Consider the following 26125-nt stretch of genomic DNA (forward strand, 5'->3'; position numbering starts at 1 on the left):
GAAACACGCGGGCCGGGCCAGCCCGCACGTAACTCTACGTAATGGCTTCTCCGCGGTGCCGCCCTAGGGTCTTCGCCTTAACCTGCCGCCCCATCGTTGGAGGGAACCCATGAGGAGACGTGAATTCGCCCTGGCCGCGGGCGCGATGGTGGCGCTGCCGTCCGTGCGCGCCGCCGCGCCGGCGGAACTGGTGGTCGGCCAGGTGGCGCCGCTGTCCGGCGTGCTGGCGAGCACGGGGGCGCAGATGGTGCTCGGGGGCCGCATCTGGTTCGACCACGTCAACGCCGCCGGCGGCGTCCACGGCCGCCCCATCCGCCTGCTGGTGAAGGACGACGGGTACCGGGTCGACGACACCGTGCGCCTCACGCGCGAACTGCTCGCGCAGCCCGAGGTGCTCGCGCTGTACGGTTTCGCGGGTACCGCCAACATCGGCAAGCTGCTGTCCGACGGCGTGCTGGAGCAGGGCGGGGCGGCGCTCGTGGCGCCCTACACGGGCGGCGAAAGCCTGCGCACGCCCTTCAATCCGTGGATCTTCCACCTGCGCGCCGGCTATGCCGACGAGGCGGAACACATGGTGCAGCAGGCGACGACGCTGGGGCTGAAGCGCATCGCCGTGATGTACCAGGACGACGGCTTCGGCCAGGCGGGACTCGAAGGCGTGCGGCAGGCGCTCGCCCGGCGCAGCCTGCCGCTGTCCGTCGCCGCCGGCTACGAGCGCAACACCGACAAGGTCGAGGACGCGGCGCGGCGCATCAAGGACTCGGACGCGCAGGCCGTCATCATGATCTCGGTGAACAGGCCGACGGCCGCCTTCGTGAAGCGCTACCGGGAGCTCGGGGGCGGCGCGCAGCTGTACAACATCTCCGTCGTGGATCCCGCGGAGATCGTGAAGCTCGCGGGCCTGCGCAACGCGCACGGGCTGGGCATCTGCCAGGTCGTGCCGTACCCCTATACGCCGACGCTGCCCGTGGTCCGCGAGTACCACGAGCTGTTGAAGCGCCATGCGCCCGGCGAGGCGCCGAACTACACCTCCTTCGAGGAGTTCCTCGGGGCCAAGGTGCTGGTGGAGGGCCTGCGCCGCGCGGGACCCAACCCGACGCGCGGCCGCATCGTCGGCGCGCTGGAATCCCTGGCCAGGCTGGATCTCGGCGGCATCACGGTGGGCTATTCGCCGGGCAACCGCGTCGCCTCCCGCTTCGTCGAGGTCACGGTGATCGGCAGCACGGGCAAGCTGCTCAAGTAGCGCGGTTCAGCCGCCGCCCACCAGCCGCGCGACGAGCTCGCCGTGGTTGGCCGCGCCGAGCTTCTTCATGATGCGCGCGCGGTGCGCCTCCACCGTGCGCGGGCTCAGCCCGAGGAGGCGCGCGATCTGCTTGCTGGTGCAGCCGGTGACCAGGTGCTGTGCCACCGCGCGTTCGCGGCTCGTGAGGTTGCCCGCCACGCGGCGGCGTGGCGAGATGTCCTCGAACATCCACACGGCGCGCGCGAAGGGCCGCGTGCGGTCCAGCGCGCGGCCCACCACGTGGCACCAGAAGAGCGTGCCGTCGCGCCGCTTCATGATGCGCTCGTCGCCGTAGGTGCCCTGCTCGCGCATGACCGGCAGGCCGACCTGCCCGATCTGTTCGTATTCGACCTTCGAGGGGTAGAGCGGCGCCAGGGGCTGGCCGGCCAGTTCCCCCGGCGCAAACCCGAACATCTGCGCGAAGGCCGGGTTGCACAGCAGGATGCGGCGTTCCTCCGTCACGCACATGCCCACCGGCGCCAGCTCGAAGGCGACGCGCAAGGCCTGCAGGTCGTCGGCGAGGGGCGCGTCCATGGTCACGGGCTGAGCCGCCCGAACGCGAGCAGCGCCTCGGTATCGGTGCGGTACATCTTGAGCAGCGGGCTTTCCTGGAGCGCGCCGGCCTTTTCGAGCACGCGTTCCACCGGCAGCTTGATGCCGCTGATGTGGAGCGTGACGCCGCGCTCGGCCAGGAGCTTGCGCAGCTGCACGAACATCTCCACGCCGGTCGCGTCGATGCGGTTGATCGGCTGCGCGAACAGGCAGACGTGACGCACCTCGGGATGCGCGGCCAGGTGCTCCACGATCTCGTGCTCGATGGCGGTGGCCGAGGCGAAGTCCAGCTCCGCGTCCATGCGCAGCGCGAAGAGCTGCGACGCCAGCGGCGGCAGCTTCCACAGGTGGCGGTCGCGCAGGCTGCCGTCCGGGTGCAGGCCCACTTCGATGATGCGGGGGTGCAGCCGCAGGTAGAGGAAGTGCGCGAGGCCGAGCAGCACGCCCGTGAGCACGCCCCAGTAGATGCGCGGCGCGGAGAGGATGGTGACCGCGAAGGTCACGGCTGCCGTCACCGCTTCGACCCGGTCGATGCGCCACAGGTCCACGAAGGTGCGCGGCTTGAACAGGCTGGACACCGCGGCCACCACCACGGCGGCCAGCACCGCGGTGGGCACGTGCGAGAGCGCGGGCGTGAGGAACAGGAGGACCAGCAGCACGAAGCCGGTGGCGATCACGGTCGCCCACCCCGTCTTCGCTCCCGCGTACAGCGTGAGGGCCGAACGCGAGAACGAGGTGCTGGTGGCGAAGGCGCCCGAGAACGCGGAAGCGAGCTTGCCCATGCCCTGGCCCACGAGGTCCTGGCTCGCGTCCCAGCGCTTGCCGTCCCGCTGGCTCTCGATCTTGGCGCTGGCAGCCATCTCCAGCGAGCTCACGAGCGCGAGCACCAGGGCGGGCGGGATGAGGCTGGAGAACTGGTCCCAGCCCGGCCAGCCGGGCCAGTAGGGCGCGGGCAGGCCTTGCGGCAGCGGGCCCACCACGGCGCCGCCTTGCGAATAGCCGGTGAAGTACGCGATGGCGCCCGCCGCCGCGAGCACGATCAGCATGATCGGCAGGCGCGGCGCGACGCGCTTCGCGATGATGAAGAGGGCGAGGCTCACCACGCCGTACGCGAGCGCCTGCAGGTCCAGGTCGGGTGCATGCAGCAGCTGTGCGAGCGAACCCTTCAGGCCGATCAGCGCCGGCAGCTGCGCGGCGATGATCAGCAGCGCCGCCGCCTGGCTGAAGCCGGCCAGCACGGGCGAGCTCACGAGGTTCAGCACCCACGCCGAACGCGTCATGCCCACCACCAGCTGCAGCCCGCCCGCGAGCAGCGCGAGCCACACGGCCAGCGCCACCCAGCTGGCGCTCGCGGGTTGCGCCATGCCGACGAGGGACGCGCCCACGAGCACGCTGCTCAGGGCGGACGGTCCCACCGAGAGCCGCGTGGATGCGCTGAAGAGGACGGCCAGCAGCGCCGGCAGGAAGGTGGCGTACAGGCCGGTCACCAGCGGCATGCCCGCGAGGCCGGCATACGCGACCGATTGCGGGATCATGACCACCGCCACCGTCAGGGCAGCGACGGCCTCGCCGTGCAGAAGCTGCCCGGTGGGACGCGGCCAGTTCAGGAAGGGGAACCAGCGGGAAAGACGGGACATTGGCTCAAGTATGCCCTGAGCGACACGCGCTTCGCCCTTGCATGATCCCTCTGGATCCCCGCCTTCGCGGGGATGACGACAGGTGGTTTCCTCCTCCGCGCAGCGGCACGTGGACCGCTCGGAATAACATGCAGAGCGGTCCCACTTGCGGAGAGGATCCGGCTTTGCCGGTCCTCGCCGCACTGATCAGGCCACTCGAAAAAGTCGCTTGCGACTTTTTCGAGTGAATCAGCGCTGCGGCATGTCCTTCACGGAGTAGCCGAGGCTCACCGTCGCATCTTCGGGGATGGGCGGCATGGTGTTGTTCCAGGCTTCCCACGCGTCGCGCATGTCGGCCAGGCGGGCCGGATCGCGGCCCCCGAGGTTCGCCCGCTCGCGTTCGTCCGCGGGAATGTTGAACAGGTAGTCGTGGCCGTCGACGCGCAGGTACTTCCAGTCGCCGTCGCGCAGCGCGCGCTGGCCGCGGTGGTTCATGCGCCAGTGCAGCGGGCGCGCGAAGGCGTGCGCGGGATCGCGCAGCACGGGCAGCAGCGAAACGCCATCGAGCGGATACGCCGCATCCTGCTGCGCGCCACCGGCAGCGACCACCGTCGTCGTCCAGTCCATCGTCATGCACGGCTGCGCGCTGGTGCTGCCGGCGGGGATGAACGCCGGCCAGTGCGCGATCCACGGCACGCGGATGCCGCCTTCGGTGAGGTCCATCTTGCCGCCCACGAGCGGCCAATTGTCCGAGAAGCGCTCGCCGCCGTTGTCGCTGGTGAAGATCACCAGCGTGTCGCGCTCCAGGCCGTGCCTGCGCAGCGCCTGCATCACCCAGCCGATGCCTTCGTCCATGTGGTGGATCATGCGGCGGTAGGTGTGGATGTTGCCGCCATGCAGGTGGAAGAGGTTGCCCTTCACCTCCTGCGCGAGGGCCTCGTCGTCCCGCGTCTCCCACGGCCAGTGCGGCGCCGTGTAGTGCAGGCTGAGGAGGAAGGGCGCCTCGCCTTCCTCGCGGTTGCGCGCGGCCATGCGCTCGATGTAGTCGACGGCGCGGTGCGACAGCAGGTCCGTGAGGTAGCCTTCCTCCGCGCGTTCCTCCTCGCCGAACCACAGGTCGTGCTGGCCGTTGGAACTGCAGTGGGTGAAGTAGTCGACGCCGCCGGACATCGGGCCGAAGAATTCGTCGTAGCCCGAACGCAGCGGGCCGAAGTAAGGCGGGTAGCCCAGGTGCCACTTGCCGATCAGCGCCGTGCGGTAGCCCGCCTGCTTCAGCAGCGAGGGCATCGTGGGGTGCTCCGTCGGCAGGCCCAGCGTGCTGCTGCCGCGGCTGCGCGAGTTGATCGGCTCCTCCGCGGCGCCGCGCAACCGGTACTGGTAGCGGCCCGTCATCAGCGCGAAGCGGGTCGGCGAACAGACCGGCGAGTTGGAATAGCCTTGCGTGAAGCGGATGCCGCTGGCGGCGAGCGCATCGAGCTGCGGCGAAACGCCGCCGAAGGCCGCGTCCCGGCCGCCGTAGCAGCCGAGGTCCGCGAAGCCGAGGTCGTCGGCGACGATGAAGATGACGTTGGGGCGCTTCATGCTCACTCCACTTTCATGCCGGTCGCGCGGATCACCTTGCCGTAGCGCTCGGAGAGTTCGCCCAGGCGCTTGCCCGCCGCCGCGCCGGTGAGGCCTTCGTAGTGCAGGTCCAGGTTCTCCAGCCGCGTGCGCACGTCCGCGCGCGCCAGCGCATCGATCATGCCTTTCTGCAGCGCCTGCACGACGGGTTCGGGCGTCGCCGCCGGCACCATCGCCAGGTACAGCACTTCCTGTTCGAGCTGCGGCAGGCCGGCCTCGGCCACCGTGGGGATCTCCGGCGCGAGCGAGGACCGCTTGCGGCTGGTCACGGCCAGCGGCGTGATCTTGCCGGCCTTCACGTGCGGCAGCATGCCCGGCGTGGCGAGCGCGCCGCCGTTCACTTCACCCGAGAGGATGGCGGTGACCGCCGGCGTGTTGCCCTTGTAGGGCACGTGCGTGATCTTCGCGCCGGTGGCTTCGGTCATCACTTCGGCCGCGAGGTGGCCGGGGCTGCCGCTGCCGGCGGAGCTGAAGGTCACGGGCCTGGCCTTCGCCGCGTTCACGAGGTCCGCCAGCGACTTGAAGCCGGTGGAAGGATGCACGCCCACCAGCAGGCCGGAAGACGCCATGATGACCACCGGCCGCAGGTCCGCCGGCTTGAAAGGCATGCCCTTGTAGATGTGCGGATTGACGGTGAAGGTGCTGTCGATGCCGAAAAGCACCGTGTAGCCGTCGGGTGCCGCCTTCGCCACCGCGTCGGCGCCGATGTTGCCGCTGGCGCCGGCCTTGTTCTCCACGACGAAAGGCTGCTTGAACTGGTTCTGCAGCACGTCCGCGACGGAGCGCGCCATGAGGTCGGACGGGCCGCCGGCGGGGAAGTTGTTGACGAACTTCACGGCGCGCGTGGGCCATGCGGGCGCCTGCGCGGCGACGGGCAGGGCGGCGAGGGCGAGCAGGGCGGCGATGCAGCCGCGACGGGAGGAGGAAGAAAGCGGAGGGCGCATGGTCAGTCCAGGGTGATGCCGGTGGCCTTGATCGGCTTCTCCCAGCGGGCGAGGTCCGCCTTTTGGGCGGCGGCGAGTTCGCCCGAGGTCGAGCCCACCGGTTCGTAGCCCAGTTTCACCAGGCGGTCCTGCAGGGCGGGCTTGTGCACGGCGGCGGCCACGGCTTTTTCCAGCCGCACGAGCGTCGCCGGCGGCAGACCCGCCGGCGCGTACATCGCGAAGAACGCAGTCGCCTCCATCGCGATGCCCTGTTCCTTCAGCGTGGGCACCTCGGGCACCTGCGGGTCGCGCCGGGTGCCGGTCACGCCGATGATGCGCACCTTGCCGGCATGGTGCAGTTCGGCCGTCTCGGAGACGACGTCGAACTTGTAGCCCACGTGCCCGCCGAGCAGCGCGGTGTTCGCCGGCGAACTCCCCTGGAACGGCACGTGCGTGAGCGGCACGCCCGTGGCCTGCTCCATCATCACGCCCATGAAGTGCGGCAGCGTGCCGCTGCCCGCGGAGCCGTAGGTGGCGGCCTTCGGATCGGCCTTGGCTTTCGCCAGCATCTCGGCGACGCTCTTCACGTTGCTGGCCGGGCCCGACACCACGCCGAACTGGAAGCGCGCGAGCAGCGACACGGGGGTGAAGTCCCGGACGGCGTCGTACTCCAGCTTCTTGTACACGTGGGGGAACAGCACCATCGGCCCGCTGGGCAGGATGATCACGGTCTGCCCGTCCGGCTTCGCGTTCTTCACGGCGGCCAGCGCGATGCGACCGCCGGCGCCGGGCCGGTTCTCCACGATCACGGGCGAGAAGTCGTCGCGCAGCGCGTCGCCCACGAGGCGCGCGATCACGTCCGCGGAGCCGCCGGGCGGGAAGCCGACGAGGATCCTGAGCGGGGGCTTGTCCTGCGCGTGGACGCCGCCGGAAAGAAGCGCCGCGGCGAGGGCGCCGAGGGCGAGGGTTCTACGGTGCAAGGCTGTCTCCTGCGGGCCGCGGCCCGCCTGCGCGCATTCTGGTTGCCGCACAATCGATTGTTCAAATCAATCATCTTCCTCGCAAACCCGCATGCCCGCACCGCGCGTCCCCGCCGGCCTCGACGACCTGCTGCTCTACAAGCTCAGCCGCCTGCTCGCCGTGGGCGGCAGCATGGTCATCCGCCTGTGCGAGGGGCGCTTCGGCATCACGCGGCGCGAGTGGCGGGTGATCGCGCGGCTGGCGCAGGAGCAGGACATCCTGTCGTCCGAACTCGCGGACGCCATCCAGCTCGATCGCGCGCGCACCTCGCGCGCGGTGAGTTCGCTGGTGGCGAAGAAGCTGGTGCGGCGCCAGGCCGGCACGGCGGACCGGCGGCAGGCGAAGCTTGCGCTCACCGAGAAGGGCCGTTCGCTGCACGAGGCGCTGTTCCCGCTGGTGAGCGGCATCAACCGCGAGCTGCTGTCGGCCTTGTCGCCCGCCGAGGCGCGCCAGCTCGACACGATGCTGGTCCGCCTGCAGGCGCAGGCCGAAGGGATGGTCGAAGGCGCGGACCTGCCCAAGGCGGACCGCCGCCGCGGTGGCCGCGCCCGGCTGGCCATGGGCTGAACGATGGACGCAGCGCAGCCGCCCACCACGCCCGGGGAACAGGTGCTCGCCTGGATGCAGGGGCGAGGCTGGCAGCCCTTCGCCTTCCAGGAGGACGTGTGGCAGGCGGTCGCGGAAGGCCGCAGCGGCATGCTGCACGCGACCACCGGCTCGGGCAAGACCTACGCCGTGTGGCTGGGCATGCTGGACGCGCTGCTGCGCAGGCACCGCCACGGCCGGCAGGCGGAGCCGCTGCGCGTGGTCTGGCTCACGCCCATGCGCGCGCTCGCCTCGGACACGACGAAGGCGCTCACGGCGCCCTTGCGGGACCTCGCTCCGAACTGGACGATCGGCCTGCGCACGGGCGACACGGCCTCCGCCGAGCGCGCACGGCAGGACCGGCGCATGCCGACCGTCCTGGTCACGACGCCGGAATCGCTCACGCTCATGCTCACGCGCGAGAACGCGCGCGAGGAGCTCGCGAGCGTCGAGTACGTGGTGGTCGACGAGTGGCACGAGCTGATCGGGAGCAAGCGCGGCGTGCAGGCGCAGCTCGCGCTCGCCCGGTTGCGCGGCTTCCATCCGGGCCTCGTGGCCTGGGGGCTGAGCGCGACGCTCGGCAACCTCGAAGACGCCATGCACGTCCTGTGCGGGCCCGACCCCCAGCCGGGGCCGCGCCTCGTGCGCGGGCGCATCGACAAGACGCTGGTCATCGACACGCTGATCCCGCCCGATCCCGGCAAGTACTCGTGGGCCGGCCACCTCGGTGCGCGCATGCAGATGCCGGTGGTGGAGGAGATCGAGCGCTCCGGGACCACGCTGGTCTTCACCAACGTGCGTTCGCAGGCGGAGATCTGGTACCAGTTGCTGCTGGAGGCAAGGCCCGGCTGGGCCGGGCACATCGCCTTGCACCACGGCTCCCTCGACAAGGCCACGCGCGAGTGGGTCGAGCAGGGCTTGAAGGAAGGGACCTTGCGCGCCGTCGTCGCGACCTCCTCGCTGGACCTCGGCGTGGACTTCCTGCCGGTGGAGCGCGTGCTGCAGGTGGGATCGGCCAAGGGCGTCGCGCGCATGATGCAGCGCGCCGGCCGCAGCGGCCACGCGCCGGGGCGTCCCAGCCGCGTGACGCTGGTGCCGACCAACACGATGGAAATCGTCGAGGCGGCGGCGGCGCGCTGGGCGGCGCGCACGGGCCGGGTCGAGAAGCGCATCCCGCCGTCCAAGCCCTTCGACGTGCTGGTGCAGCACATGGTGACCGTGGCCCTGGGCGGCGGCTTCCGGGCCGACGATCTCTACGCGGAGGTGACCACGGCCTGGTCCTACCGCCACCTCACGCGCGCCGAGTTCGACTGGACGCTGGTCTTCTGCGAGCGCGGCGGCGAGAGCCTCGCGGCCTACCCCGAATACCACCGCATCGTGCGCGACGAGGACGGCGTCTACCGCGTGAAGGACAAGGGCGTCGCCAAGCGGCACCGCCTCGGCGTGGGCACCATCGTCAGCGACGCGGCGATCCAGGTGAAGTTCCTGACCGGCGCGAACATCGGCACCATGGAGGAGGGCTTCATCGCGCGCCTGAAGCCCGGCGACCACTTCTTCTTCGCGGGCCGCCTGCTGGAGTTCGTGCGTGTGCGAGACATGGCGGCGTACGTCCGCAAGGCGACGCGCAACAAGGGCACGGTGCCCACCTGGCAGGGCAGCAAGATGGCGCTGTCCACGGAGCTGTCGGACGCCGTGCTGGAGATGATGCAGAACGCGGCGCGCGGCGAGTTCACCGAGCCGGAGCTGGAGGCCGCGCGGCCCATGCTGCTCACGCAGCAGCGGCTGTCGGAGATCCCGACGCCGGGCACGCTGCTGGTGGAAGGCTACCGCTCGCGCGAAGGCGAGCACCTGTACATCTACCCCTTCGCCGGACGCAACGTGCACCTGGGGCTCGCGAGCCTGCTGGCGTGGCGCCTTGCGCGCGAGCGGCCCAACACCTTCAGCATCTCCATCAACGACTACGGCTTCGAGCTGGTGAGCGCCGAGCCGTTCGACGTGGAGCCCGTCACGAGCCAGCGCGTGTTCTCCGGCGACGACCTGCTGCACGACGTGCTCGCCTCGCTGAACTCCGGCGAGCTGGCGCAGCGCCGCTTTCGCGAGATCGCGCGCGTGGCCGGCCTCATCTCGCAAGGCTACCCGGGCCAGCCCAAGACCAACCGGCAGCTGCAGGCGTCGAGCGCGCTGTTCTACGAGGTGTTCCGCAAGTACGACGCGGCCAACCTGCTGCTCACGCAGGCGGAGAACGAAGTGCTGAGCCAGGAGCTGGAGCTCTCGCGGCTGGGCGAGACCTTGCGCCGCATGCGCGAGAAGCAACTCGTGTTCGTCCCGCTGAGGCACCCGAGCCCGATGAGCCTGCCCCTGATGGTGGAGCGGTTCCGGGAGAAGCTCTCGACCGAGACGCTCGCCGCGCGCCTCGAACGCATCCTGAAAGACGCGGAAGCGGACAACGCCTGAACGATTCCTACAGCGGCTTCCTCCGCGACCCGACGAGCCCGCCGCGAGGCGCTTCGTACAGTGGCCGCCATGAACCGCAGTACTTCCCTCCTTGCATCCGTGGCCCTGCTGGCCACTCTCGCGGCGTGCGGCGACCGCGTCGAGAACACCGAGATGCCGCAGCCCGCGCAGGCCAACGTGGAGATCAACCGCCAGGGCATGGAAGGCGCGAAGGACAGCGACACCGCCGTCGGCGTCGAGAACAAGGGCGACAAGGTCGGCTTCGTGAACAGCCTGGGCGCCAAGGGCGACACCAGCGTCATGGACCCCGACGTGCTGATCGCGGAGCAGGTGAAGGCGGCGCTCGCCTCCAACCCGGAGTTCGGCGCTTCCTCCAAGGTGGACGTGCACAGCGAGGACGGCGAGGTGACGCTGCGCGGCCGCGCGCCGGACCCGGCCGCGCGCGAGCGCGCGACGGAGATCGCCCGCACCATCCCGAACGTGCGCAACGTGGACAACCAGCTCACGCTCGGCTGACCGTCGCATCCCGGATGAAAAAAGGGCCGCATCTGCGGCCCTTCGTTCTTGCCCGCGGCAAGCGCGCTCAGGTCGCCGCGCTCGCGGTCGTCGCGGCTTCCGCCGCGCGGTCGCTCGCCGCCTTCGGAGAGCCCTTCGCATCGGGTCCCTTCTTCGCCGATTGCGAGCGCGTCTCGCAGATCACGTCGTGCACGTAGCGCAGCTTCTCGAGCGCCGCCTGCGACAGCGCGAAGGGATACGCATCCTCCTGCCCCAGGCTGCGGTTCAGGCTGTTCACGAGCAGCGTCACGGGCACCCACTGCTCCACCAGCGCGTCGAAATCGGGGCTCCCGGTCTCCAGCGGATTGACCACCTCCTCGATCTCGAGGTCCTCCTGGCCGGGGATGGTGATGCGCGTGTTGTACGAGGCCGCCGTCTCCAGCAGGTCCACCATGTGCAGGTAGTGCGCCCAGGTCTCGGCGAAGTCCTCCCAGGGGTGCGAGCTGGCGTACTCGCTCACGAAGCTGTCCTGCCAGTCCGGCAGCGTGCCGCCGCGCGCGTAGTGCGCCTGCAGGGCCTCCTGGTAGTTCTGTCGTTCGTCGCCGAACACCTTGCGGAAGCTCTCCGTGCGGCCGCCTTCGTCGATCAGGCGGTCCCAGTAGTAGTGGCCGGACTCGTGGCGGAAGTGCCCGAGCAGCGTGCGGTAGGGCTCGTGCATCTCCACGCGCCGGCGCACCCGCTCGGCGTCGTCCGCTTCGGCGACGTTGATCGTGATCACGCCCTGGGCGTGGCCCGTCATCACCGGCTGGCCCGGGACGTCGGCGAGGAATTCGAAGATGGGGCCGTCGGCGCCGCCGCCCTGCGGCGCGGTGGCGAGCAGGCCGAGCTTGCCGAGCGTGTAGAACAGCCGCCGCTTCGCCGCCTCGAGGCGGTACCAGCGCGCGGGGTTTCCGGGCACCGAGAGGTCGGGCAGCATGCGCGTGAGCCGGCAGGCGGCGCACAGCGGATTGGGATCGTCGGCCGGGACCGCGAAGTTGCACGCGTTCTGCGTGGTGTGGTTGTGGCACAGGCGATAGCGCCCGGTGGAGGGCTTCCTGCCTCGCGCGCGGGGGCGCCACAAACCCTCCTCCCCATCGACCTGTTCGATGGCGGCCACGTTCAGCCGGTCCGGCAGGAAGGCCACGTCGCTCTCGCACTGCAGGCACTGCACGTTCTCGAAGAACAGCGGGTGCCCGCAGTACTGGCAATGGAAGGTTTTCATCGGGATCCCCTCTCAAGAAACGAAACGGGCAGGCGCAGCGCGAGGCGGCCTGCCCGACCGGGCGGCGTTTCGCCGCCCGCAACCGGCGTGCTGCTTACGGACGCACGACCAGGTTGTTGCGCACTTCGCGGACACCCTTGGTGTTCGCGGCGATGCGGCCAGCCATGTCCTTCTCGGCCTGCGACTTCGCGAAACCGGACAGGGCGACGGTGCCGTTCAGCGTGTCGACGTTGATCGACAGGCCGCCGGTAGTCTTGTCCTCGAGCAGCTTCGCCTTGACCGAGGTGCTGATCGCGCGGTCGTCGACGTAGGTGCCGACGTCCGTCTGGCCGCGCCAGACGGCGCAGCCGCTGGTGGCGAGGGTGATGCCGGTGAGGATCGCCAGGGCGATGGCGCGGTATTGCTTCATGTGAACTCCCTTCCTTTCAGGTTGCTTCTCCGATGGTGCGAACGAGCTTGAACACACCTGGGAGCGCATCATGGCGTCGCGGCAGAGGCACTCACTCCGGACGATTGTGATCTTTGCGGTAGTCCGCCGCTGACATCGCCGCCATGAACACCTGCGACAGCTGAGAGGACTTCAGCAGCGCGACGATGAGCGTGGTCAGCGAGATCAGCCGCCAGGGCCGGGCGAACGTCAGCGCCGCACCCGCCGCCAGCGAGATGCCGAGCAACTGCAGGGGCTTGCGCCGCGCATAGCTGCGCATCAGGGGCGACGCGAGTTCGACGGCCATGTGCGCCGGGTGGTAGCGCCACCAGGTGCGCACGCCGTGCATCACGTGCCCGAGCCAGCCGCCGCCGGCCGGCGGATCCGCCAGGTCCTCGAAATCGAAGTCGGGCGCGTACCCGGCCTCGTAGCCGCGCGGCGCGGCTTCCTCGCGCGGGTCGTGCTTGCGCTGGCGGCGCGCAATGTGTTCCAGGATCGCCTGCCGGCTGCGATCCAGCTTGTCGCTCGCGTCGCTCATGAACGTGCACCGATCGCGCGCAGCGCCTTTGCATCGGCATCGAGCTGCGCCTTCAGTTCGGTAAAGGCCTTTTCGGGGAGGGGCTTGCGCGCCACCGAGAAGCCGATGGCGGCGAGGGCCAGCGCGATCGCGGGAACGATCACGAAGGCCCAGTGGAACTGGTCCTGCACGGCGGCCATCATCACGGCCACGCCGGCGAGGATCAGGAACACGAGGAGCGCGAACAGCGTCACGCCCCAGGCGACCGCGCGCTTGGCGACCTCGCGGCCGACCGTGGAGGCTTCCTCGCGCATCAGCGAGGCGTAGCCCGCCACGTGTTCCATCACCAGTTCCGGCTTGGTGACCAGCACCGAGAAGATCGGATGCAGCATGGAGCGCCGCGCGTCAGAAGTAGCGGTCCTGCAGCTCGCGGCGGTGGCGCATGGCCAGGTAGAGGCCCGCGACGGCGGCGCCGACGGCCGCGGCGATCAGCGCGGACTTCATCGGGTGCTCCGAGACGTAGCGGGTGGAGGCGCTGGCGTACTCGCCCATGTAGCCGCGGGCGGCGCTGGCGCGGTCCGACATGCCGGCACGCAGGTCCTTCATGGTGCTGGAGGCGCGCTCCATCGCATCGGATGCCATGCGGCGGGTACTGTCGATCGTGTCGTTCATCATGTCGGGGTCCTCTCTTGTCGGGGTTTGTGCAGGCTGCCTAGGATCTGCGCACGAGGCCGAGGACGAAGGCCACGGCGGACAGGCTCGCGAAGACGTAGAACATCAGCTTCGCGAGGCCGGCGGCGTCCGCCGCGATGCCGCCGAATCCCAGCACCGCCGCGATGAGGGCGATGACCAGGAAGACGACGGCGTAATGCAGCACGGGGACTCCTCGGGTGTTCTTGCGCAGGGGCCCGGTCAGGCGATCCGGGCCTGCCGCTAGCTTAGGCATATCCGCCGACGCGGTGATCAGGGCCTTGCGTGACAGCTTGTAGTCGGCAGGGTCGGTCGCGGTGTAGGACCATTCCGACAGCCCGACGGCCGAGCTGCGGCCGGCGCTCAGGACGGACTGTCGATCGCCGCCGGCTCCGGGGCCTCGGCCTCGGACTCGCCGCGCGAGCCGCCGGTCTTGGGCAGCATCGCGAGGATGCGCGTGCCGTGGCCGGGGCGGGAATGGACGGTGAGGCGCCCGCCCGCCGCTTCGACGCGATGCCGCATGCCCGCGAGACCATGGGTCGTGGGGCGCACCGCCTGGAGCTCGAAGCCGCGGCCGTCGTCGCGCACTTCCACCTCCACGTGGTTGCTGTAGTTGCGCACGCTGATGTCGACCTGTTGCGCCTCCGCATACTTGCCCACGTTGGTCAGCGACTCCTGCACCGTGCGATAGACGGTGAGCTGGCGGTCCTCGTCGAGTTCGACGGCCTCCAGGCTGCAGGCAACCTCCACGCCGGAGCGTTCGGAGAATTCGCGCGCCAGGATCTCGAGCGACGGCGTGAGCCCCAGGTTCGCGAGGGACGATGGCCGCAGGTCCTCGATGATCCGGCGCTTCAAGGCGATGCCGCTGTTGAGCGTCTCGGTCAGGTGCCGCAGGCGCTCCAGCACCTCCGGCGGCTGCTCGCCCATCCGCGATTTCAGGCGGGCCACGTCCAGCTTGGCCGCGGTGAGCAGCGCCCCGAGTTCGTCGTGCAGCTCGCGTGCCAGGTGGCCCCGTTCGTCTTCGCGCACCTGCTGCAGGTGGGTCGCGAGCTGCGCCAGGCTGGCGGTGCGCTCCCGCACCTGTGTTTCGAGCAGGTCGCGCTCCTGCTGCAACGCGGCCTGCTGCTGCTCGTCCGCGCGTTTGAGCCGGGTGGTCTGCCGCAGGTAGAGATAGAAGGCGAGGAGGGCGGCGAGGGTGACGATGGAGATGCCGCCCCGCGCGAGGCGCAGCGAGCGCTGCACCTGGTGCTGCGCGGTCACCATGGCGGCGGTGGCGCTCTTCACCAGTTGCCCCGCCTGCTCGCGGATGGCGTCCATCTGCTCCTTGCCCACGTCGGAGAGCAGCACGAACTTCCAGGTTTCCTCGTTGCCCTGCTTGCGCATGCGCACCGAGATGTCCATCTCGGCGAGCTTGCGCTGCACGTTGCGCGTGAGCTGGGACAGCGTCGCGGATTCGGCGGCCTCCGGCGGGTAGCTGCGGCGCAGCACGTCCAGCGTCTTGCCGATGTCGGCCACGGCGGCGTTGTACGGCTCCAGGTAGCGCGGGTCGCCGGTGAGCAGGTAGCCGCGCGACCCTGTTTCCGCATCCAGCACCTGCTGCAGGAGCTGGTTGACGTCGTTGCGGGTGCGGGTGGACGCCTCGATCCGGTCGAGCGCCTGGCTCGACTGGCGGTTCCCCGTCTCGCTGATACCGATGAGCACCAGCGCCGACAACAGGGCGAGGATGAGACTGATCGCACCCCGGGACGAGGCGAAAGATGACAAGACCTTCACCCTAAAGGCTCAGCGGTGTGAATACAATCCGGCGCACGTCATGACTCAAGGGTAGGCCATTTCGTTCTGAAGTGGGGCACAATGAAACAGCTTGGCGTAGAAGGTGAAGCATGATCAAAGTGGGCATTGTGGACGACCACGCCATCGTGCGGTCGGGCCTCAAACAGTTCTTTTCCGAGCAGGTCGACTTGCGTGTCGTCGGTGAAGCCGCGAGCGGCCGCGAGGCGATCGATCTCGTGCGCACCACGGAGATGGACGTCCTGGTGATGGACCTGTCCATGCCGGGCCAGAGCGGCATCGACGCACTCGGCATGATCCGCGCCAAAGCGCCGGATGTCGGCATCCTCATTCTCTCCGGCTACCCCGAAGAGCACTACGCGATGAACCTGATCCGCCAGGGCGCGAGCGGCTACCTGAACAAGGAGTGCGAGCCCATGGAGATCGTCAACGCGATCCGCACGATCGCGCTGGGCCGTCGCTACATCTCTCCGGCCGTCGCCGAACTGCTGGCGCAGCAGCTCAATCGCAAGGAAGGCGGCGCGCCGCACGAGCAGCTGTCCGAGCGCGAATTCCAGGTGTTCCTCAAGCTCGCGAAGGGCGAGACGGCCGGCGACATCGCGAAGGCCCTGTCCCTCTCGGTCAAGACGGTCAGCACGTACCGCACGCGCCTGATGGAGAAGATGAACCTCTCCTCCAACAGCGACCTGACCTATTACGCGCTGAAGAACAAGCTGATCGACTGATGGTCCCCGGAGCGCGGGCGCCTCACGCGCCCCGCCGCTCCACCAGCGCGAGGCAGAAGTCCACCAGCGCGTCGATCTCGTTCGACTTGTCGAAGACCGCGTCGGCCCCGAGTTCGGCGCTGCGCTTGCGCATGTCGCTCGTCGCATAGTTGCTCAGGACCACCACGCGCTGGCCGCGGCCGCGGTCCTGGCAGGCTTCCAGCACGCCGAGCCCGCTGCCTTGCTTGAGGAACAGGTCGACGATCAGGAGGTCCCAGTCGCGGTGCGCGGCGAGCCAGGCACGCGCGTCCTTCTCGGTCTCGGCCCACCCGAGCGAGCGCACCGAAGCGAGTTCCTCCAGCGTGCCGACCAGGTTCTCACGGATCGTTGCGTTGTCTTCGACGATGTAGGTTCGCAGTTCCACCGGATCTGGTGCGTGGCCTCCGCGCCCCCTGGCGGCGACCCCTCTCTCCTGTCGGCGGCGATTGTGCCAGTGCCCCCGGGGCGGCACGGTAGGACCTCTCCTACGGTGCCGGTTGGGCGCGGGTGACAGGAGGCGCGGCGCGCGACTACTTGCATCCGTGCGTGCCCATGGAACACTGCCGGGCAGGAGGAGCGAGGCAGTTCCTGCTCCCTTTCCACCATGAAGCTCTTCGTCCAGTCCGCCATCGTCTTCTTCGGCACCCTCATGGCCGCGGCCCTGGTCGCGCTCGGCGCGCCGGGCAACGCCGAGGTGGAGATGGCCGTGCAGGCCCCGCCGCCGGAGATGGTGGCGAGCCTGTTCGGGCTCGAGCCGTAAGCGCCTACGCGGCGTGCCGCGTCCCGCACACGGGACACGCGGGGTCGCGCCGCAGCCGCATCTCCGTCCACTCCATGCTGCGTGCATCGAGCATCTGCAGCCGCCCTGCGAGCGACGTCCCCACGCCCGCCAGCAGCCGCAAGGCCTCGGAGGCTTCCATCGCGCCCACGATGCCGACCAGCGGCGCGAACACGCCCATCGTGGCGCAGAGCGCCTCCTCGAACTGCTGGTCCTGCGGGAAGACGCAGGCGTAGCAGGGGCTGTCTTCGCTGCGCGGGTCGTACACGCTCACCTGCCCGTCGAAGCGGATCGCCGCGCCGGAGACCAGCGGCTTGCCGTGCGCGAAGCACGCACGGTTGATCGCATGGCGCGTGGTGAAGTTGTCGGTGCAGTCGATCACCACGTCGGCCTGCGGCACGAGTTCGTCGAGGTCCTGTGCGTCGACGCGCATCACGAGCGGCCGCACGAAGACGTCGGGGTTGATCGCCGCGACCGCATCGCGCGCGGACTCCGCCTTGGGCCGCCCGACGCGTTCCAGGTTGTGCGCGATCTGCCGCTGCAGGTTGGTGAGGTCCACCGCGTCGTTGTCGACGAGCGTGATGCGCCCGACGCCCGCGGTGCCGAGGTACAGCACCACGGGCGAACCGAGCCCTCCGGCGCCGATGACGAGCGCGTGCGCGTCCATGAAGCGCTGCTGCCCTTCCACGCCCAGTTCATCGAGCAGGATGTGGCGCGAGTAGCGGAGCAGCTGGTCGTCGGTCATGGGGGGATTGTGCCCGGGACGCTTGCTGGGGTGCGCTTCGCGCAACCCAGCCTACGAGCAACCGGGCTTCGTAGGCTGGGTTGTGCGAAGCGCACCCCAGCAAGCAACGCACGGACAAAGAAAAAGCGGCCCGCAGGCCGCTTTTTTCTTCGGGGAAGGAGATCAGTTCTCCTTCTTCTCTTCCTTGTTCTCCACGACCTGCGTCTTGGAGACGATCACCGGGCGGCCCTTCAGCTGGTTCAGGGCTTGCACCAGCTGGAAGTCCTTGTCGGTGCCGAATTCGGGCACCTTGCGGTCCGCGGGGGCCTTCTTGGCCTCTTCCTCGGCGCGCTTGCGGGCTTCCTCGCGGGCCTTCTCGAAGGCCGGGTCCTTGTTGATCTCGACGCCGCCCTGGCCGCTGGACAGGTGCTTGTCGAGGTCGGCTTCGCGGGTGCGCAGCGCGGCGAAGATGTTGCCTTCGGCGGTCTCGTCGACCATGACGTCCGGCACGATGCCGCGCGCCTGGATCGACTTGCCGCTGGGCGTGTAGTAGCGCGCCGTGGTCAGCTTCAGGCCGGTGTCCGGACCCAGCGGGCGCACCGTCTGCACGGAGCCCTTGCCGAAGGTCTGGCTGCCCAGGACGGTGGCGCGCTTGTGGTCCTGCAGCGCGCCGGCCACGATCTCCGAAGCGGAGGCGGAGCCTTCGTTGACCAGCACCACCAGCGGCACGGTCTTGAGCTGCGCGGGCAGGCGCTTCAGCGGGTCGGCACCGGCACGGCGCTGGTAGAACTCCGGCGAGGCCTTGTAGACGAACTTGGACTCGGCCAGCTGCCCGTTGGTGGAGACCACCGTCGCGTTCTCCGGCAGGAAGGCGGCGGAGATCGCCACGGCCGCATCCAGCAGGCCGCCCGGGTCGTTGCGCAGGTCGAGGACCATGCCCTTGAGGTTGGGGTCCTGCTTGTACATCTCTTCGACCTTGCGGACGAAGTCTTCCACCGTGCGTTCCTGGAACTGCGACAGGCGGATCCAGCCGAAGCCCGGCTCGACGACCTTGCCCTTCACCGACTGGGTCTTGATCTCCTCGCGGGTGATCGTGACCGGGAAGGTGCGGTTCTCGTCCTTGCGGTAGATCGTGAGCATCACCTTGGTGTTGGGCTCGCCGCGCATGCGCTTGACGGCCTCGGACAGGGACAGGCCCTTCACCGCGGTGTCGTCGATCTTGGTGATCAGGTCGCCGGTCTTCAGGCCGGCGCGGTAGGCGGGCGAGCCCTCGATGGGCGACACCACCTTCACCAGGCCGTCTTCCTGGGAGATCTCGATGCCCACGCCGACGAAGCGGCCGGACGTGCCTTCGCGGAATTCCTTGAAGGACTTCTTGTCGAAGTACTGCGAGTGCGGGTCGAGGCTGGCGACCATGCCGGAGATGGCGTCGGTGATCAGCTTCTTCTCGTCGACCGGTTCCACGTAGTCCGTCTTGACCATGCTGAAGACGGCAGCGAGCTGCTGCAGTTCTTCCAGCGGAAGCGGGGCAAGCGAGCCACGGGCGACGGTCTGCAGGGAAACCGTGGTCAGCGCTCCGGCCAGGGCGCCAACGGCAACAAAGCCGGCGATCTTCAGTTTGTGGCTCATGGGGTGGGTCCAGGTCCTCTCGTCTTCAATATACACCTGAGAAACGTGTCAGATGCGCGGGCGGGATAAGGGGTTCCCGAGGCCCTCCGGACGGCGTGTGAAAAAAACGCGCATCGGGGCAGGAATCGTCCTACAGCGTGCACCGAAGTGGGTCCCGCCTCGCCGGCAAAGCCGCGTCAGGCCTTGCCCTGCGCCGCGACGGCGGCGGCCGCCCGGGCTGCCGCTTCCGCGTCGCCGAGATAGTAGTGGCGGATGGGCTTCAGGTCCGTATCCAGTTCGTAAACGAGCGGGATTCCGTTGGGAATGTTCAGGCCCACGATGTCCTGGTCGGAGATGCCGTCCAGGTACTTCACCAGCGCCCGGATGGAGTTGCCGTGCGCTGCGACCACGATGCGCTTGCCGGCGCGGATCGCCGGCGCCATGGATTCGTTCCAGAACGGCAGCACGCGCGCCACGGTGTCCTTCAGGCACTCGGTGCGCGGCATCTCCTCGGGCTTCAGCTTGTCGTAGCGGCGGTCGCCGCGCTCCCAGCGGGGATCGCCGGCTTCCAGCGCCGGCGGCGGGGTGTCGTAGCTGCGGCGCCAGACGAGGACCTGCTCGTCGCCGTATTTCTTGGCCGTCTCCGCCTTGTTCAGGCCCTGCAGCGCGCCGTAGTGGCGCTCGTTGAGGCGCCACGAGTGCACCACCGGCAGCCAGGTGCGGTCCATCTCGTCGAGGACGTGCCACAGCGTGCGGGTGGCGCGCTTGAGCACGCTCGTGTAGCAGAGGTCGAAGTCGTAGCCCTCCTGCTTCAGCAGCCGGCCGGCCATCACCGCCTGCTCCAGCCCCAGCGGCGTGAGGTCCACGTCGGTCCAGCCGGTGAAGCGGTTTTCCAGGTTCCAGGTCGATTCGCCGTGGCGGATCAGGACGAGCTTGTGCATGGTCGGTCGCAAGGTGAGGGGAAACCCGCCATTCTAGAATTGCGGGTTGTCCGGCAGCGGCCGGGCGTAGAACAGGAAGAGTTTGAATGGATGTCTTGCCGTTTCTGATGCACAACTGGGCGCTGGTGCTGATCGCCGTCGTCTCCGGCACCCTGCTGCTCGCGCCCGGCGTCATGGCCGGCGCCCGCTCGGGCCTGACGCCCGGCAACGCGGTGCAGTTGATCAACCGCGACAAGGCGGTGGTGGTGGACGTGGGCGAGTCCGACGAGTTCGCGGCGGGCCACATCGTCGGCGCGCGCAACATCCCCGTGGCCGACTTCGAGAAGCGCCTGCCCGAGGTGGTGAAGAACAAGGCCGTGCCGCTCATCCTGGTGTGCGCCTCGGGCGCCCGGGCGCAGCGCTGCCTGGCCACGGCGAAATCCCTCGGGTACGAAAAGGCTGTCGCGATCGCGGGCGGAATGCGTGCGTGGAAAGAGGCTAATCTCCCGGTCGAGAAAAACTGAACCTCGCGCCACGATAGACCCATGCAGCCCGTCAAGATGTACACCACGGCCGTTTGCCCCTACTGCATCCGTGCCAAGCAGATCCTCAAGTCCAAGGGCGTCGCCGAGATCGAGGAGATCCGCATCGACATGCAGCCCGAGGAGCGCGCGAAGATGATGGAGATCACCGGCCGCCGCACCGTGCCGCAGATCTTCATCGGCAGCACCCACGTGGGCGGCTGCGACGACCTGGTCGCGCTCGACGGGCGCGGCGGGCTCGTCCCGCTGCTCAACGGCAGCGCCGCCTGAGCCGGGGCCTCCCGGCGGCCTGCGACATAATCGCGGCCTGACACGCACTGCGCCCGCCGGAGCGTTCCCGGCGGGCTTTTTCATTTCGCTTCGAAAGGCATTGGCCATGGCCGACAACAACGATCCCGTTTTCCAGATCCAGCGCGTCTACATGAAGGAGGCTTCGCTGGAGCAGCCGAATTCGCCGGCCATCCTGCTGGAGCAGGAGCAGCCGTCCGTGGACATCCAGCTGGGCGTCGAGGCGCAGCAGGCGGCGGAAGGCATGTTCGAGGTGTCCGTGTCCGCCACCGTGACGACGAAGATCAAGGACCGCACCGTCTTCCTGGTGGAAGTGAAGCAGGCCGGCATCTTCGAGATCCGCAACCTGCCCGCCGAGCAGATGCAGGCCGTCATGGGCATCGCGTGCCCGCAGATCGTGTACCCGTACCTGCGCTCCAACGTCGCCGACGTGATCACGCGCGCCGGCTTCCCGCCGGTGCACCTCGCCGAGATCAACTTCCAGGCCATGTACGAGCAGCAGCAGGCGGAGCAGCAGCAGGCCGGCGGCGCCTCGCGCATCATCACCAACGCCTGATCCTCCCGGGCCGCGCGCGATGGACATCCTGGTGCTCGGGGCCGGCGCCTGGGGCACGGCGCTGGCCATCAGCGCGGGCGCGCGCCACCGCGTGACGCTGTGGGCGCGCGACGCGGCACAGGCCGCGACGCTCGCCGCGCGGCGCGAGAACCTCACCTATCTCCCTGGCTACCGCCTCCCTGCAGGCGTGGTGGTGGCCGACCCTTCCGCAGGCGAGCTCGCCGCGCTCGCGGCACGCCATGAGCTCGTGATCGTCGCGACGCCCATGGCGGGCCTGCGCGACATGCTCGTCGCCCTGCGCGAGTGCCCGCGGCCCGTCGCCTGGCTGTGCAAGGGCTTCGAAACGCCCCGCACGCAGCCTTACGGACTGCTGGGGCACGAGATCCGCGCCGAAGTCGCGCCGCGGCTGGCGGCCGGCGTGCTGAGCGGCCCCAGCTTCGCGCAGGAAGTCGCCAACGCGCAGCCCACGGCGCTGGTGGCCGCGAGCGGCACGGCATCCGTCCGCGATGCACTCGTCGCTGCCTTCCATGGCCCCGCGATGCGCGTCTACGCCAACGACGACATGCCGGGCGTGGAAGTGGGCGGCGCCGTCAAGAACGTGCTCGCCATCGCCACGGGCCTGTGCGACGGGCTGGCGCTGGGGCTCAATGCCCGCGCCGCCCTGGTGACCCGCGGCCTCGCCGAAATGACGCGGCTGGGCCTCGCGCTCGGCGCGCGCGCCGACACCTTCATGGGCCTCTCCGGCCTGGGCGACCTCGTGCTCACGGCGACCGGCGACCTGAGCCGCAACCGGCGCGTGGGCCTGCTGCTGGCGGAAGGCCGCACCTTGCAGCAGGCGGTGGAGTCGCTGGGGCACGTCGCCGAAGGCGTGTACAGCGCGCGCACGGTCGTGGAGCGCGCACGGCGCCTGGGTGTGGACATGCCGATCGCCCGCGCCGTGGTGGACCTGCTGGATGGCCGCCTCGCGCCCGCGCAGGCCGTGGCCACCCTCATGGGGCGCGACCCCGCCGCCGAAAATATTCCGCCGGTTGCATAGGGAGCTTCCCGCTGGCGCGGGGCCATGGCGGGGCTAGCCTGAGCGCTTCCCCAACGAATGGAGCTTCCATGCAGCGATCCCTTGCCGTCCTTGCCCTGGCCGTGGCCACCGGGGGCCTCGCCAGCTGCAGCAGCATGAACGAGATGATGGGCCGCGGCCCGAGCTTCTTCGTCACCAGCGCGAACCCCGGGCGGGGCGCGGACTTCGGCGGCCTCGCGGGCGCCGACGCGCACTGCCAGAACCTCGCGAGCAGCGCGGGCTACGGCAGCCGCACCTGGCGTGCGTACCTGAGCACCACCGGCGCGAACCCGGTGAACGCGCGCGACCGCATCGGCAAGGGCCCCTGGTACAACGTGAAGGGCGTGCAGATCGCGGGCAGCGTGGACGAACTGCACGGCACCAACCAGCTCGCGAAGGAAACGGCGCTCACGGAACGCGGCGAGATGGTGATGGGCCGCGGCGATGCGGTGAACCTGCACGACGTGCTCACCGGCTCCACGCCCGAGGGCCGCGCGACGGTCGGCGGCAGCGCGGACACCACCTGCGGCAACTGGACGCGCAGTGGCGACGGGTCCGCGATCGTGGGGCACCACGACCGGCAAGGCCTGCGCGACGACGCGCCCTCGAGGTCGTGGAATTCGTCGCACGGGACCCGCGGTTGCGGGATGGATGCGCTGAAGTCGACCGGTGGAGGTGGGCTGCTGTATTGCTTCGCGGCGAACTGAGCCGCTTCGCGGGCGGTGGGGTTCGCTTCGCTCACCGTCCGCGGCTTTCGCCGCGCCACCCTACACCTTGGCGCATCCCTGTAGGGTGGCGCGCCAGCGGCAGGTGAGCGAAGCGAACCCCACCGCGCTCACGCCACCTTCGCGAACGCCTCCCGCACCTCGTCCAGGTTCCCCGGCCGCGTCACCCGCGCAACCTCCTGCCCATCCTTCAGGAAGATCAGCGTCGGCCACAGCTTCACCCGGAAGCTGCGTCCGAGCGGCCGGCCGGGGCCGTCTTCCACCTTGATGTGGCGCACGTCCGGGTGCGACGCGAAGGCACCCGCGATCAACGGCTGGGCCGCGCGGCACCAGCCGCACCACCCGGTGCCGAACTCCAGCACGGTCGCGCCGGCGAGGGCGTCGACCTCCTCGCGCGACGGGGCGCTCGTGGCGTAGCTCGTTTCCATGGACCGATTGTCGGGCAGCGGCGCGGGGCGCGCGTCGGCCGCCCCCGGCAACCCGTGTGGGCCTAATCCAGCACGAGCTGCGTCTGCGTCACCACCGAGCAGAGCTTGCCTTCCGCATTGCGGATGGACGTCTGCCAGACCATCGTCGTGCGGCCGCGGTGCAGCGCCACGCTCTCGCCGGTGACCACCGTGTCGACCTTCGCCCCGCCGATGAACTTGGTGCTGGAGTCGGTGGTCGTCGTGCGCTTGCCCTTCGGCAGGTTCAGCACCGTCCCGACCGCGCCCAGCGTGTCGGCGAAGGCCATGTGGGCGCCCCCGTGCAGGATGCCGCCCGCGGTGCACAGATCCGGACGCACGCGCATGGTGGCGACGACGCGCCCGGGCGTCGCCTCGGTGAGTTCCACGCCCATGAGGCCGGGAAAGAGCGGTTGCAGCAGGGCCTGGAGCTGGTCGACGGTCATGCGGGTCCTCCGGCCGGCGACTGTACTGCCGCGATGAGCGTCGCGCCAGCAGGGGCCTGCCCGAGCCGGTATGCTCGCCCCATGCGTTCCGTGTTCGATTTCTCTCCTGCCGCCATCGCGCGGCTCGCGCGCGACGACGCCGCCCGCGCGCTCGCCGAAGACGTCGGCGACGGCGACCTGACGGCCGCCCTGGTGGACCCTGCCCGCCGCGCGCAGGCGCGGGTCCTGGCCCGCGAGGCCGCGGTGATCTGCGGCGCGCCCTGGGCCGAGTCGGCCTTGCGCCAGGTGGACCCCGATGCGCGCATCCGCTGGCTGGTGGGCGAGGGCGAGCGCTGCGCCGCCGACCAGGTCGTGCTGGAGGTGGAAGGCAGCGCGCGCGGCCTGCTCACGGCCGAGCGGACGATGCTCAACTTCCTGCAGCTGCTGAGCGCGGTCGCCACCAAGACGGCGAGCTACGTGGACGCGGTGCGCGGCACGCGCGCGCAGATCGTGGACACCCGCAAGACGCTGCCGGGGCTGCGCCTCGCGCAGAAGTACGCGGTGAAGGCCGGTGGCGGCACCAACCACCGCATCGGGCTCTACGACGCGGTGCTGATCAAGGAAAACCACATCGCGGCGGCCGGGGGCGTGACCGCGGTGCTGCAGGCGGCGCAGCGTGTCGCGGCGCGCGCGGTGTTCGTCGAGATCGAGGTCGAGACGCTGGAGCAGCTGCGGGAGGCGCTGGATGCCGGCGCGAAGATGGTCCTCCTGGACAACATGGACCTGCCCACGCTGCGCGAGGCCGTGCGCATCAACGCCGGCCGCGCCATCCTGGAGATCTCCGGCGGCGTCACCTTCGAGCGCCTGCGCGAGCTTGCGGAAACCGGCGTCGACCGCATCTCCATCGGAACCCTGACGAAGGACGTGAAAGCCACGGACTTCTCCATGCGTCTCAAGGAAATCGGATGAGTGCCGTGATCCCCCTCAAGGAAGTCGAATACGAACACCCGCTGCCGGGCAATGCGTGCGACACGAAGTACGCGTGGGCGCGCGTGCCGGTGGAGCCCTCGCCGGCGGAGCGCACGGCGCTGAAGGACAAGATCAAGCGGCTGCTGAAGGAACGCAACGCGGTCATGGTCTCGCACTACTACGTGCACCCGGACCTGCAGGACCTCGCCGAGGAAACGGGCGGCATCGTCAGCGACTCGCTGGAGATGGCGCGCTTCGGGCGCGACCACGCGGCGCAGACGCTCGTCGTGTCCGGCGTGAAGTTCATGGGCGAGACGGCGAAGATCCTGTCGCCGGAAAAGCGCGTGCTGATGCCCGACCTGGACGCGACCTGCTCGCTGGACCTCGGCTGCCCGGAAGACGAGTTCGACGCGTTCTGCCGCCAGCACCCGGACCGCACGGTGGTGGTGTACGCGAACACGAGCGCCGCGGTGAAGGCGCGTTCGGACTGGCTGGTGACTTCCAGCTGCGCCCTCGACATCGTGGGCGCCCTCAAGGCCAAGGGCCACAAGATCCTGTGGGCCCCGGACAAGCACCTGGGCAGCTACATCCAGCGCGAGACCGGCGCCGACATGGTGTTCTGGAACGGCTCGTGCATCGTGCACGACGAGTTCAAGGCCTTCGAGCTGGAGGACCTGAAGAAGCAGTACCCGGACGCGAAGGTGCTGGTGCACCCCGAGTCGCCCGCCGACGTGGTGGCGCTCGCCGATGCGGTGGGATCGACCTCCGCCATCCTGAAGGCGGCGCGGGAGATGGACGCCAGGGAGTTCATCGTCGCCACCGACAACGGGATGATGCACAAGCTGCGCACGCTCAACCCCGGCAAGGTGTTCATCGAGGCGCCGACGGCGGGCAACAGCGCCACGTGCAAGAGCTGCGCGCATTGCCCGTGGATGGCGATGAACGGCCTGGCGGGGCTGGCGCACGTGCTGGAGACGGGCGCGAACGAAGTCTTCGTCGACCCGGCGCTCGGCGAGCGCGCGCGCGTGCCGATCGACCGGATGCTGGCCTTCACGGCGGCCCTGAAGGCGGGGCAGCCGGCGGGGGCGCTGGTGCCGAACATCGGCGCGGCTTGAGG

The 26125-nt window shown here is 69.6% G+C and carries 31 protein-coding genes; 13 read left to right on the forward strand and 18 right to left on the reverse strand.

Annotated features, from left to right (window positions below):
• Nucleotides 1-109 precede the first annotated feature (109 nt).
• Nucleotides 110-1243 carry an ABC transporter substrate-binding protein gene (locus H8N03_RS02335; RefSeq protein WP_187074508.1) on the forward strand — a complete coding sequence of 378 codons (1134 nt, stop codon included), beginning with the start codon at nt 110-112 and terminating at the stop codon, nt 1241-1243.
• 6 nt (nt 1244-1249) lie between these two features.
• Here the strand turns inward: H8N03_RS02335 and H8N03_RS02340 are convergent, their stop codons facing one another.
• The 5 genes from H8N03_RS02340 to H8N03_RS02360 form a co-directional block, all read right to left on the reverse strand.
• On the reverse strand, nt 1250-1816 hold the full coding sequence (locus H8N03_RS02340; RefSeq protein WP_187074509.1) for a LuxR C-terminal-related transcriptional regulator: 567 nt from the start codon (nt 1814-1816) through the stop codon (nt 1250-1252).
• Nucleotides 1817-1818: 2 nt separating this feature from the next.
• Nucleotides 1819-3471, reverse strand: coding sequence for a SulP family inorganic anion transporter (locus H8N03_RS02345; RefSeq protein ID WP_187074510.1), 1653 nt, complete (start codon nt 3469-3471; stop codon nt 1819-1821).
• Nucleotides 3472-3699: 228 nt separating this feature from the next.
• Nucleotides 3700-5031, reverse strand: a complete 1332-nt coding sequence (locus H8N03_RS02350; protein ID WP_187074511.1) for a sulfatase family protein — start codon at nt 5029-5031, stop codon at nt 3700-3702.
• A gap of 2 nt (nt 5032-5033) precedes the next feature.
• On the reverse strand, nt 5034-6014 hold the full coding sequence (locus H8N03_RS02355) for a Bug family tripartite tricarboxylate transporter substrate binding protein (RefSeq protein ID WP_187074512.1): 981 nt from the start codon (nt 6012-6014) through the stop codon (nt 5034-5036).
• 2 nt (nt 6015-6016) lie between these two features.
• On the reverse strand, nt 6017-6973 hold the full coding sequence (locus H8N03_RS02360) for a tripartite tricarboxylate transporter substrate-binding protein (protein ID WP_187074513.1): 957 nt from the start codon (nt 6971-6973) through the stop codon (nt 6017-6019).
• Between the two features lie 91 nt (nt 6974-7064).
• Between H8N03_RS02360 and H8N03_RS02365 the strand changes: the two genes are divergently transcribed.
• From H8N03_RS02365 to H8N03_RS02375, 3 genes are all read left to right on the forward strand, one after another.
• Complete coding sequence (locus H8N03_RS02365; protein ID WP_187074514.1) at nt 7065-7580, forward strand: MarR family winged helix-turn-helix transcriptional regulator; 516 nt, start codon at nt 7065-7067, stop codon at nt 7578-7580.
• Between the two features lie 3 nt (nt 7581-7583).
• Nucleotides 7584-10052 (forward strand): ligase-associated DNA damage response DEXH box helicase, encoded by a 2469-nt coding sequence (locus H8N03_RS02370; protein ID WP_187074515.1) that lies wholly within the window; start codon nt 7584-7586, stop codon nt 10050-10052.
• 69 nt (nt 10053-10121) lie between these two features.
• Complete coding sequence (locus H8N03_RS02375) at nt 10122-10568, forward strand: BON domain-containing protein (protein ID WP_187074516.1); 447 nt, start codon at nt 10122-10124, stop codon at nt 10566-10568.
• 67 nt (nt 10569-10635) lie between these two features.
• Here the strand turns inward: H8N03_RS02375 and H8N03_RS02380 are convergent, their stop codons facing one another.
• From H8N03_RS02380 to H8N03_RS02410, 7 genes are all read right to left on the reverse strand, one after another.
• Nucleotides 10636-11808, reverse strand: a complete 1173-nt coding sequence (locus H8N03_RS02380) for a zinc-binding metallopeptidase family protein (protein WP_187074517.1) — start codon at nt 11806-11808, stop codon at nt 10636-10638.
• A gap of 94 nt (nt 11809-11902) precedes the next feature.
• Nucleotides 11903-12217, reverse strand: a complete 315-nt coding sequence (locus H8N03_RS02385; RefSeq protein WP_187074518.1) for a BON domain-containing protein — start codon at nt 12215-12217, stop codon at nt 11903-11905.
• Between the two features lie 91 nt (nt 12218-12308).
• Nucleotides 12309-12773 (reverse strand): hypothetical protein, encoded by a 465-nt coding sequence (locus tag H8N03_RS02390; protein ID WP_187074519.1) that lies wholly within the window; start codon nt 12771-12773, stop codon nt 12309-12311.
• Complete coding sequence (locus tag H8N03_RS02395) at nt 12770-13144, reverse strand: phage holin family protein (protein WP_187074520.1); 375 nt, start codon at nt 13142-13144, stop codon at nt 12770-12772. Before H8N03_RS02395 ends, H8N03_RS02390 begins: the two co-directional genes overlap by 4 nt.
• Nucleotides 13145-13157: 13 nt before the next feature.
• Entirely contained in the window at nt 13158-13427 is a 270-nt protein-coding gene (locus H8N03_RS02400) for a DUF883 family protein (protein ID WP_187074521.1), read from the reverse strand.
• A 37-nt stretch (nt 13428-13464) separates the two neighbouring features.
• On the reverse strand, nt 13465-13629 hold the full coding sequence (locus H8N03_RS02405; protein ID WP_187074522.1) for a DUF1328 domain-containing protein: 165 nt from the start codon (nt 13627-13629) through the stop codon (nt 13465-13467).
• A gap of 176 nt (nt 13630-13805) precedes the next feature.
• The gene (locus H8N03_RS02410; protein ID WP_187074523.1) at nt 13806-15206 is read right to left on the reverse strand and encodes a sensor histidine kinase; all 1401 of its coding nucleotides are present in this window, start codon (nt 15204-15206) and stop codon (nt 13806-13808) included.
• A 119-nt stretch (nt 15207-15325) separates the two neighbouring features.
• Between H8N03_RS02410 and H8N03_RS02415 the strand changes: the two genes are divergently transcribed.
• Complete coding sequence (locus H8N03_RS02415; protein WP_169418000.1) at nt 15326-15958, forward strand: response regulator; 633 nt, start codon at nt 15326-15328, stop codon at nt 15956-15958.
• Nucleotides 15959-15980: 22 nt separating this feature from the next.
• On the opposite strand, the gene H8N03_RS26140 is transcribed toward H8N03_RS02415, so the two are convergent.
• Complete coding sequence (locus H8N03_RS26140; protein WP_187074524.1) at nt 15981-16361, reverse strand: response regulator; 381 nt, start codon at nt 16359-16361, stop codon at nt 15981-15983.
• Between the two features lie 219 nt (nt 16362-16580).
• On the opposite strand from H8N03_RS26140, the gene H8N03_RS26145 reads away from it, so the two are divergent.
• Nucleotides 16581-16736 carry a hypothetical protein gene (locus tag H8N03_RS26145; protein ID WP_187074525.1) on the forward strand — a complete coding sequence of 52 codons (156 nt, stop codon included), beginning with the start codon at nt 16581-16583 and terminating at the stop codon, nt 16734-16736.
• 4 nt (nt 16737-16740) lie between these two features.
• On the opposite strand, the gene H8N03_RS02430 is transcribed toward H8N03_RS26145, so the two are convergent.
• The 3 genes from H8N03_RS02430 to gpmA all read right to left on the reverse strand — a co-directional run bounded on the left by H8N03_RS02430 (nt 16741) and on the right by gpmA (nt 20027).
• Entirely contained in the window at nt 16741-17499 is a 759-nt protein-coding gene (locus H8N03_RS02430; RefSeq protein ID WP_187074526.1) for a HesA/MoeB/ThiF family protein, read from the reverse strand.
• Nucleotides 17500-17661: 162 nt separating this feature from the next.
• Nucleotides 17662-19107 carry a S41 family peptidase gene (locus H8N03_RS02435; protein ID WP_187074527.1) on the reverse strand — a complete coding sequence of 482 codons (1446 nt, stop codon included), beginning with the start codon at nt 19105-19107 and terminating at the stop codon, nt 17662-17664.
• A gap of 176 nt (nt 19108-19283) precedes the next feature.
• Nucleotides 19284-20027 (reverse strand): 2,3-diphosphoglycerate-dependent phosphoglycerate mutase, encoded by a 744-nt coding sequence (gene gpmA / locus H8N03_RS02440; protein ID WP_187074528.1) that lies wholly within the window; start codon nt 20025-20027, stop codon nt 19284-19286.
• A 95-nt stretch (nt 20028-20122) separates the two neighbouring features.
• Here gpmA and H8N03_RS02445 point away from each other — a divergent pair, with 95 nt between their 5' ends.
• The 5 genes from H8N03_RS02445 (at nt 20123) to H8N03_RS02465 (ending at nt 23153) form a co-directional block, all read left to right on the forward strand.
• Nucleotides 20123-20530: a rhodanese-like domain-containing protein gene (locus H8N03_RS02445; protein WP_187075189.1), complete on the forward strand. Its 408-nt coding sequence runs from the start codon at nt 20123-20125 to the stop codon at nt 20528-20530.
• Nucleotides 20531-20551: 21 nt separating this feature from the next.
• Nucleotides 20552-20818 (forward strand): glutaredoxin 3, encoded by a 267-nt coding sequence (gene grxC / locus H8N03_RS02450; protein WP_187074529.1) that lies wholly within the window; start codon nt 20552-20554, stop codon nt 20816-20818.
• A 106-nt stretch (nt 20819-20924) separates the two neighbouring features.
• On the forward strand, nt 20925-21392 hold the full coding sequence (secB, locus tag H8N03_RS02455; RefSeq protein WP_187074530.1) for a protein-export chaperone SecB: 468 nt from the start codon (nt 20925-20927) through the stop codon (nt 21390-21392).
• 19 nt (nt 21393-21411) lie between these two features.
• Nucleotides 21412-22428 (forward strand): NAD(P)H-dependent glycerol-3-phosphate dehydrogenase, encoded by a 1017-nt coding sequence (locus H8N03_RS02460; protein WP_187074531.1) that lies wholly within the window; start codon nt 21412-21414, stop codon nt 22426-22428.
• 68 nt (nt 22429-22496) lie between these two features.
• A complete protein-coding gene (locus tag H8N03_RS02465; protein ID WP_187074532.1) occupies nt 22497-23153 on the forward strand; it encodes a hypothetical protein in 657 nt (218 codons plus the stop codon).
• Between the two features lie 128 nt (nt 23154-23281).
• On the opposite strand, the gene H8N03_RS02470 is transcribed toward H8N03_RS02465, so the two are convergent.
• Together H8N03_RS02470 and H8N03_RS02475 are read right to left on the reverse strand one after the other, a co-directional pair.
• Entirely contained in the window at nt 23282-23599 is a 318-nt protein-coding gene (locus H8N03_RS02470) for a thioredoxin family protein (protein ID WP_187074533.1), read from the reverse strand.
• A 62-nt stretch (nt 23600-23661) separates the two neighbouring features.
• On the reverse strand, nt 23662-24060 hold the full coding sequence (locus H8N03_RS02475) for a PaaI family thioesterase (protein WP_187074534.1): 399 nt from the start codon (nt 24058-24060) through the stop codon (nt 23662-23664).
• Nucleotides 24061-24141: 81 nt separating this feature from the next.
• Between H8N03_RS02475 and nadC the strand changes: the two genes are divergently transcribed.
• Together nadC and nadA are read left to right on the forward strand one after the other, a co-directional pair.
• Complete coding sequence (nadC, locus tag H8N03_RS02480; protein ID WP_187074535.1) at nt 24142-25008, forward strand: carboxylating nicotinate-nucleotide diphosphorylase; 867 nt, start codon at nt 24142-24144, stop codon at nt 25006-25008.
• Nucleotides 25005-26123: a quinolinate synthase NadA gene (nadA, locus tag H8N03_RS02485; protein ID WP_187074536.1), complete on the forward strand. Its 1119-nt coding sequence runs from the start codon at nt 25005-25007 to the stop codon at nt 26121-26123. The genes nadC and nadA overlap by 4 nt, the downstream gene beginning before the upstream one ends.
• The last annotated feature ends 2 nt before the right edge of the window (nt 26124-26125 follow it).

The sequence above is a fragment of the Ramlibacter cellulosilyticus genome, assembly GCF_014297465.1.
Classification (GTDB): domain Bacteria; phylum Pseudomonadota; class Gammaproteobacteria; order Burkholderiales; family Burkholderiaceae_C; genus Ramlibacter; species Ramlibacter cellulosilyticus.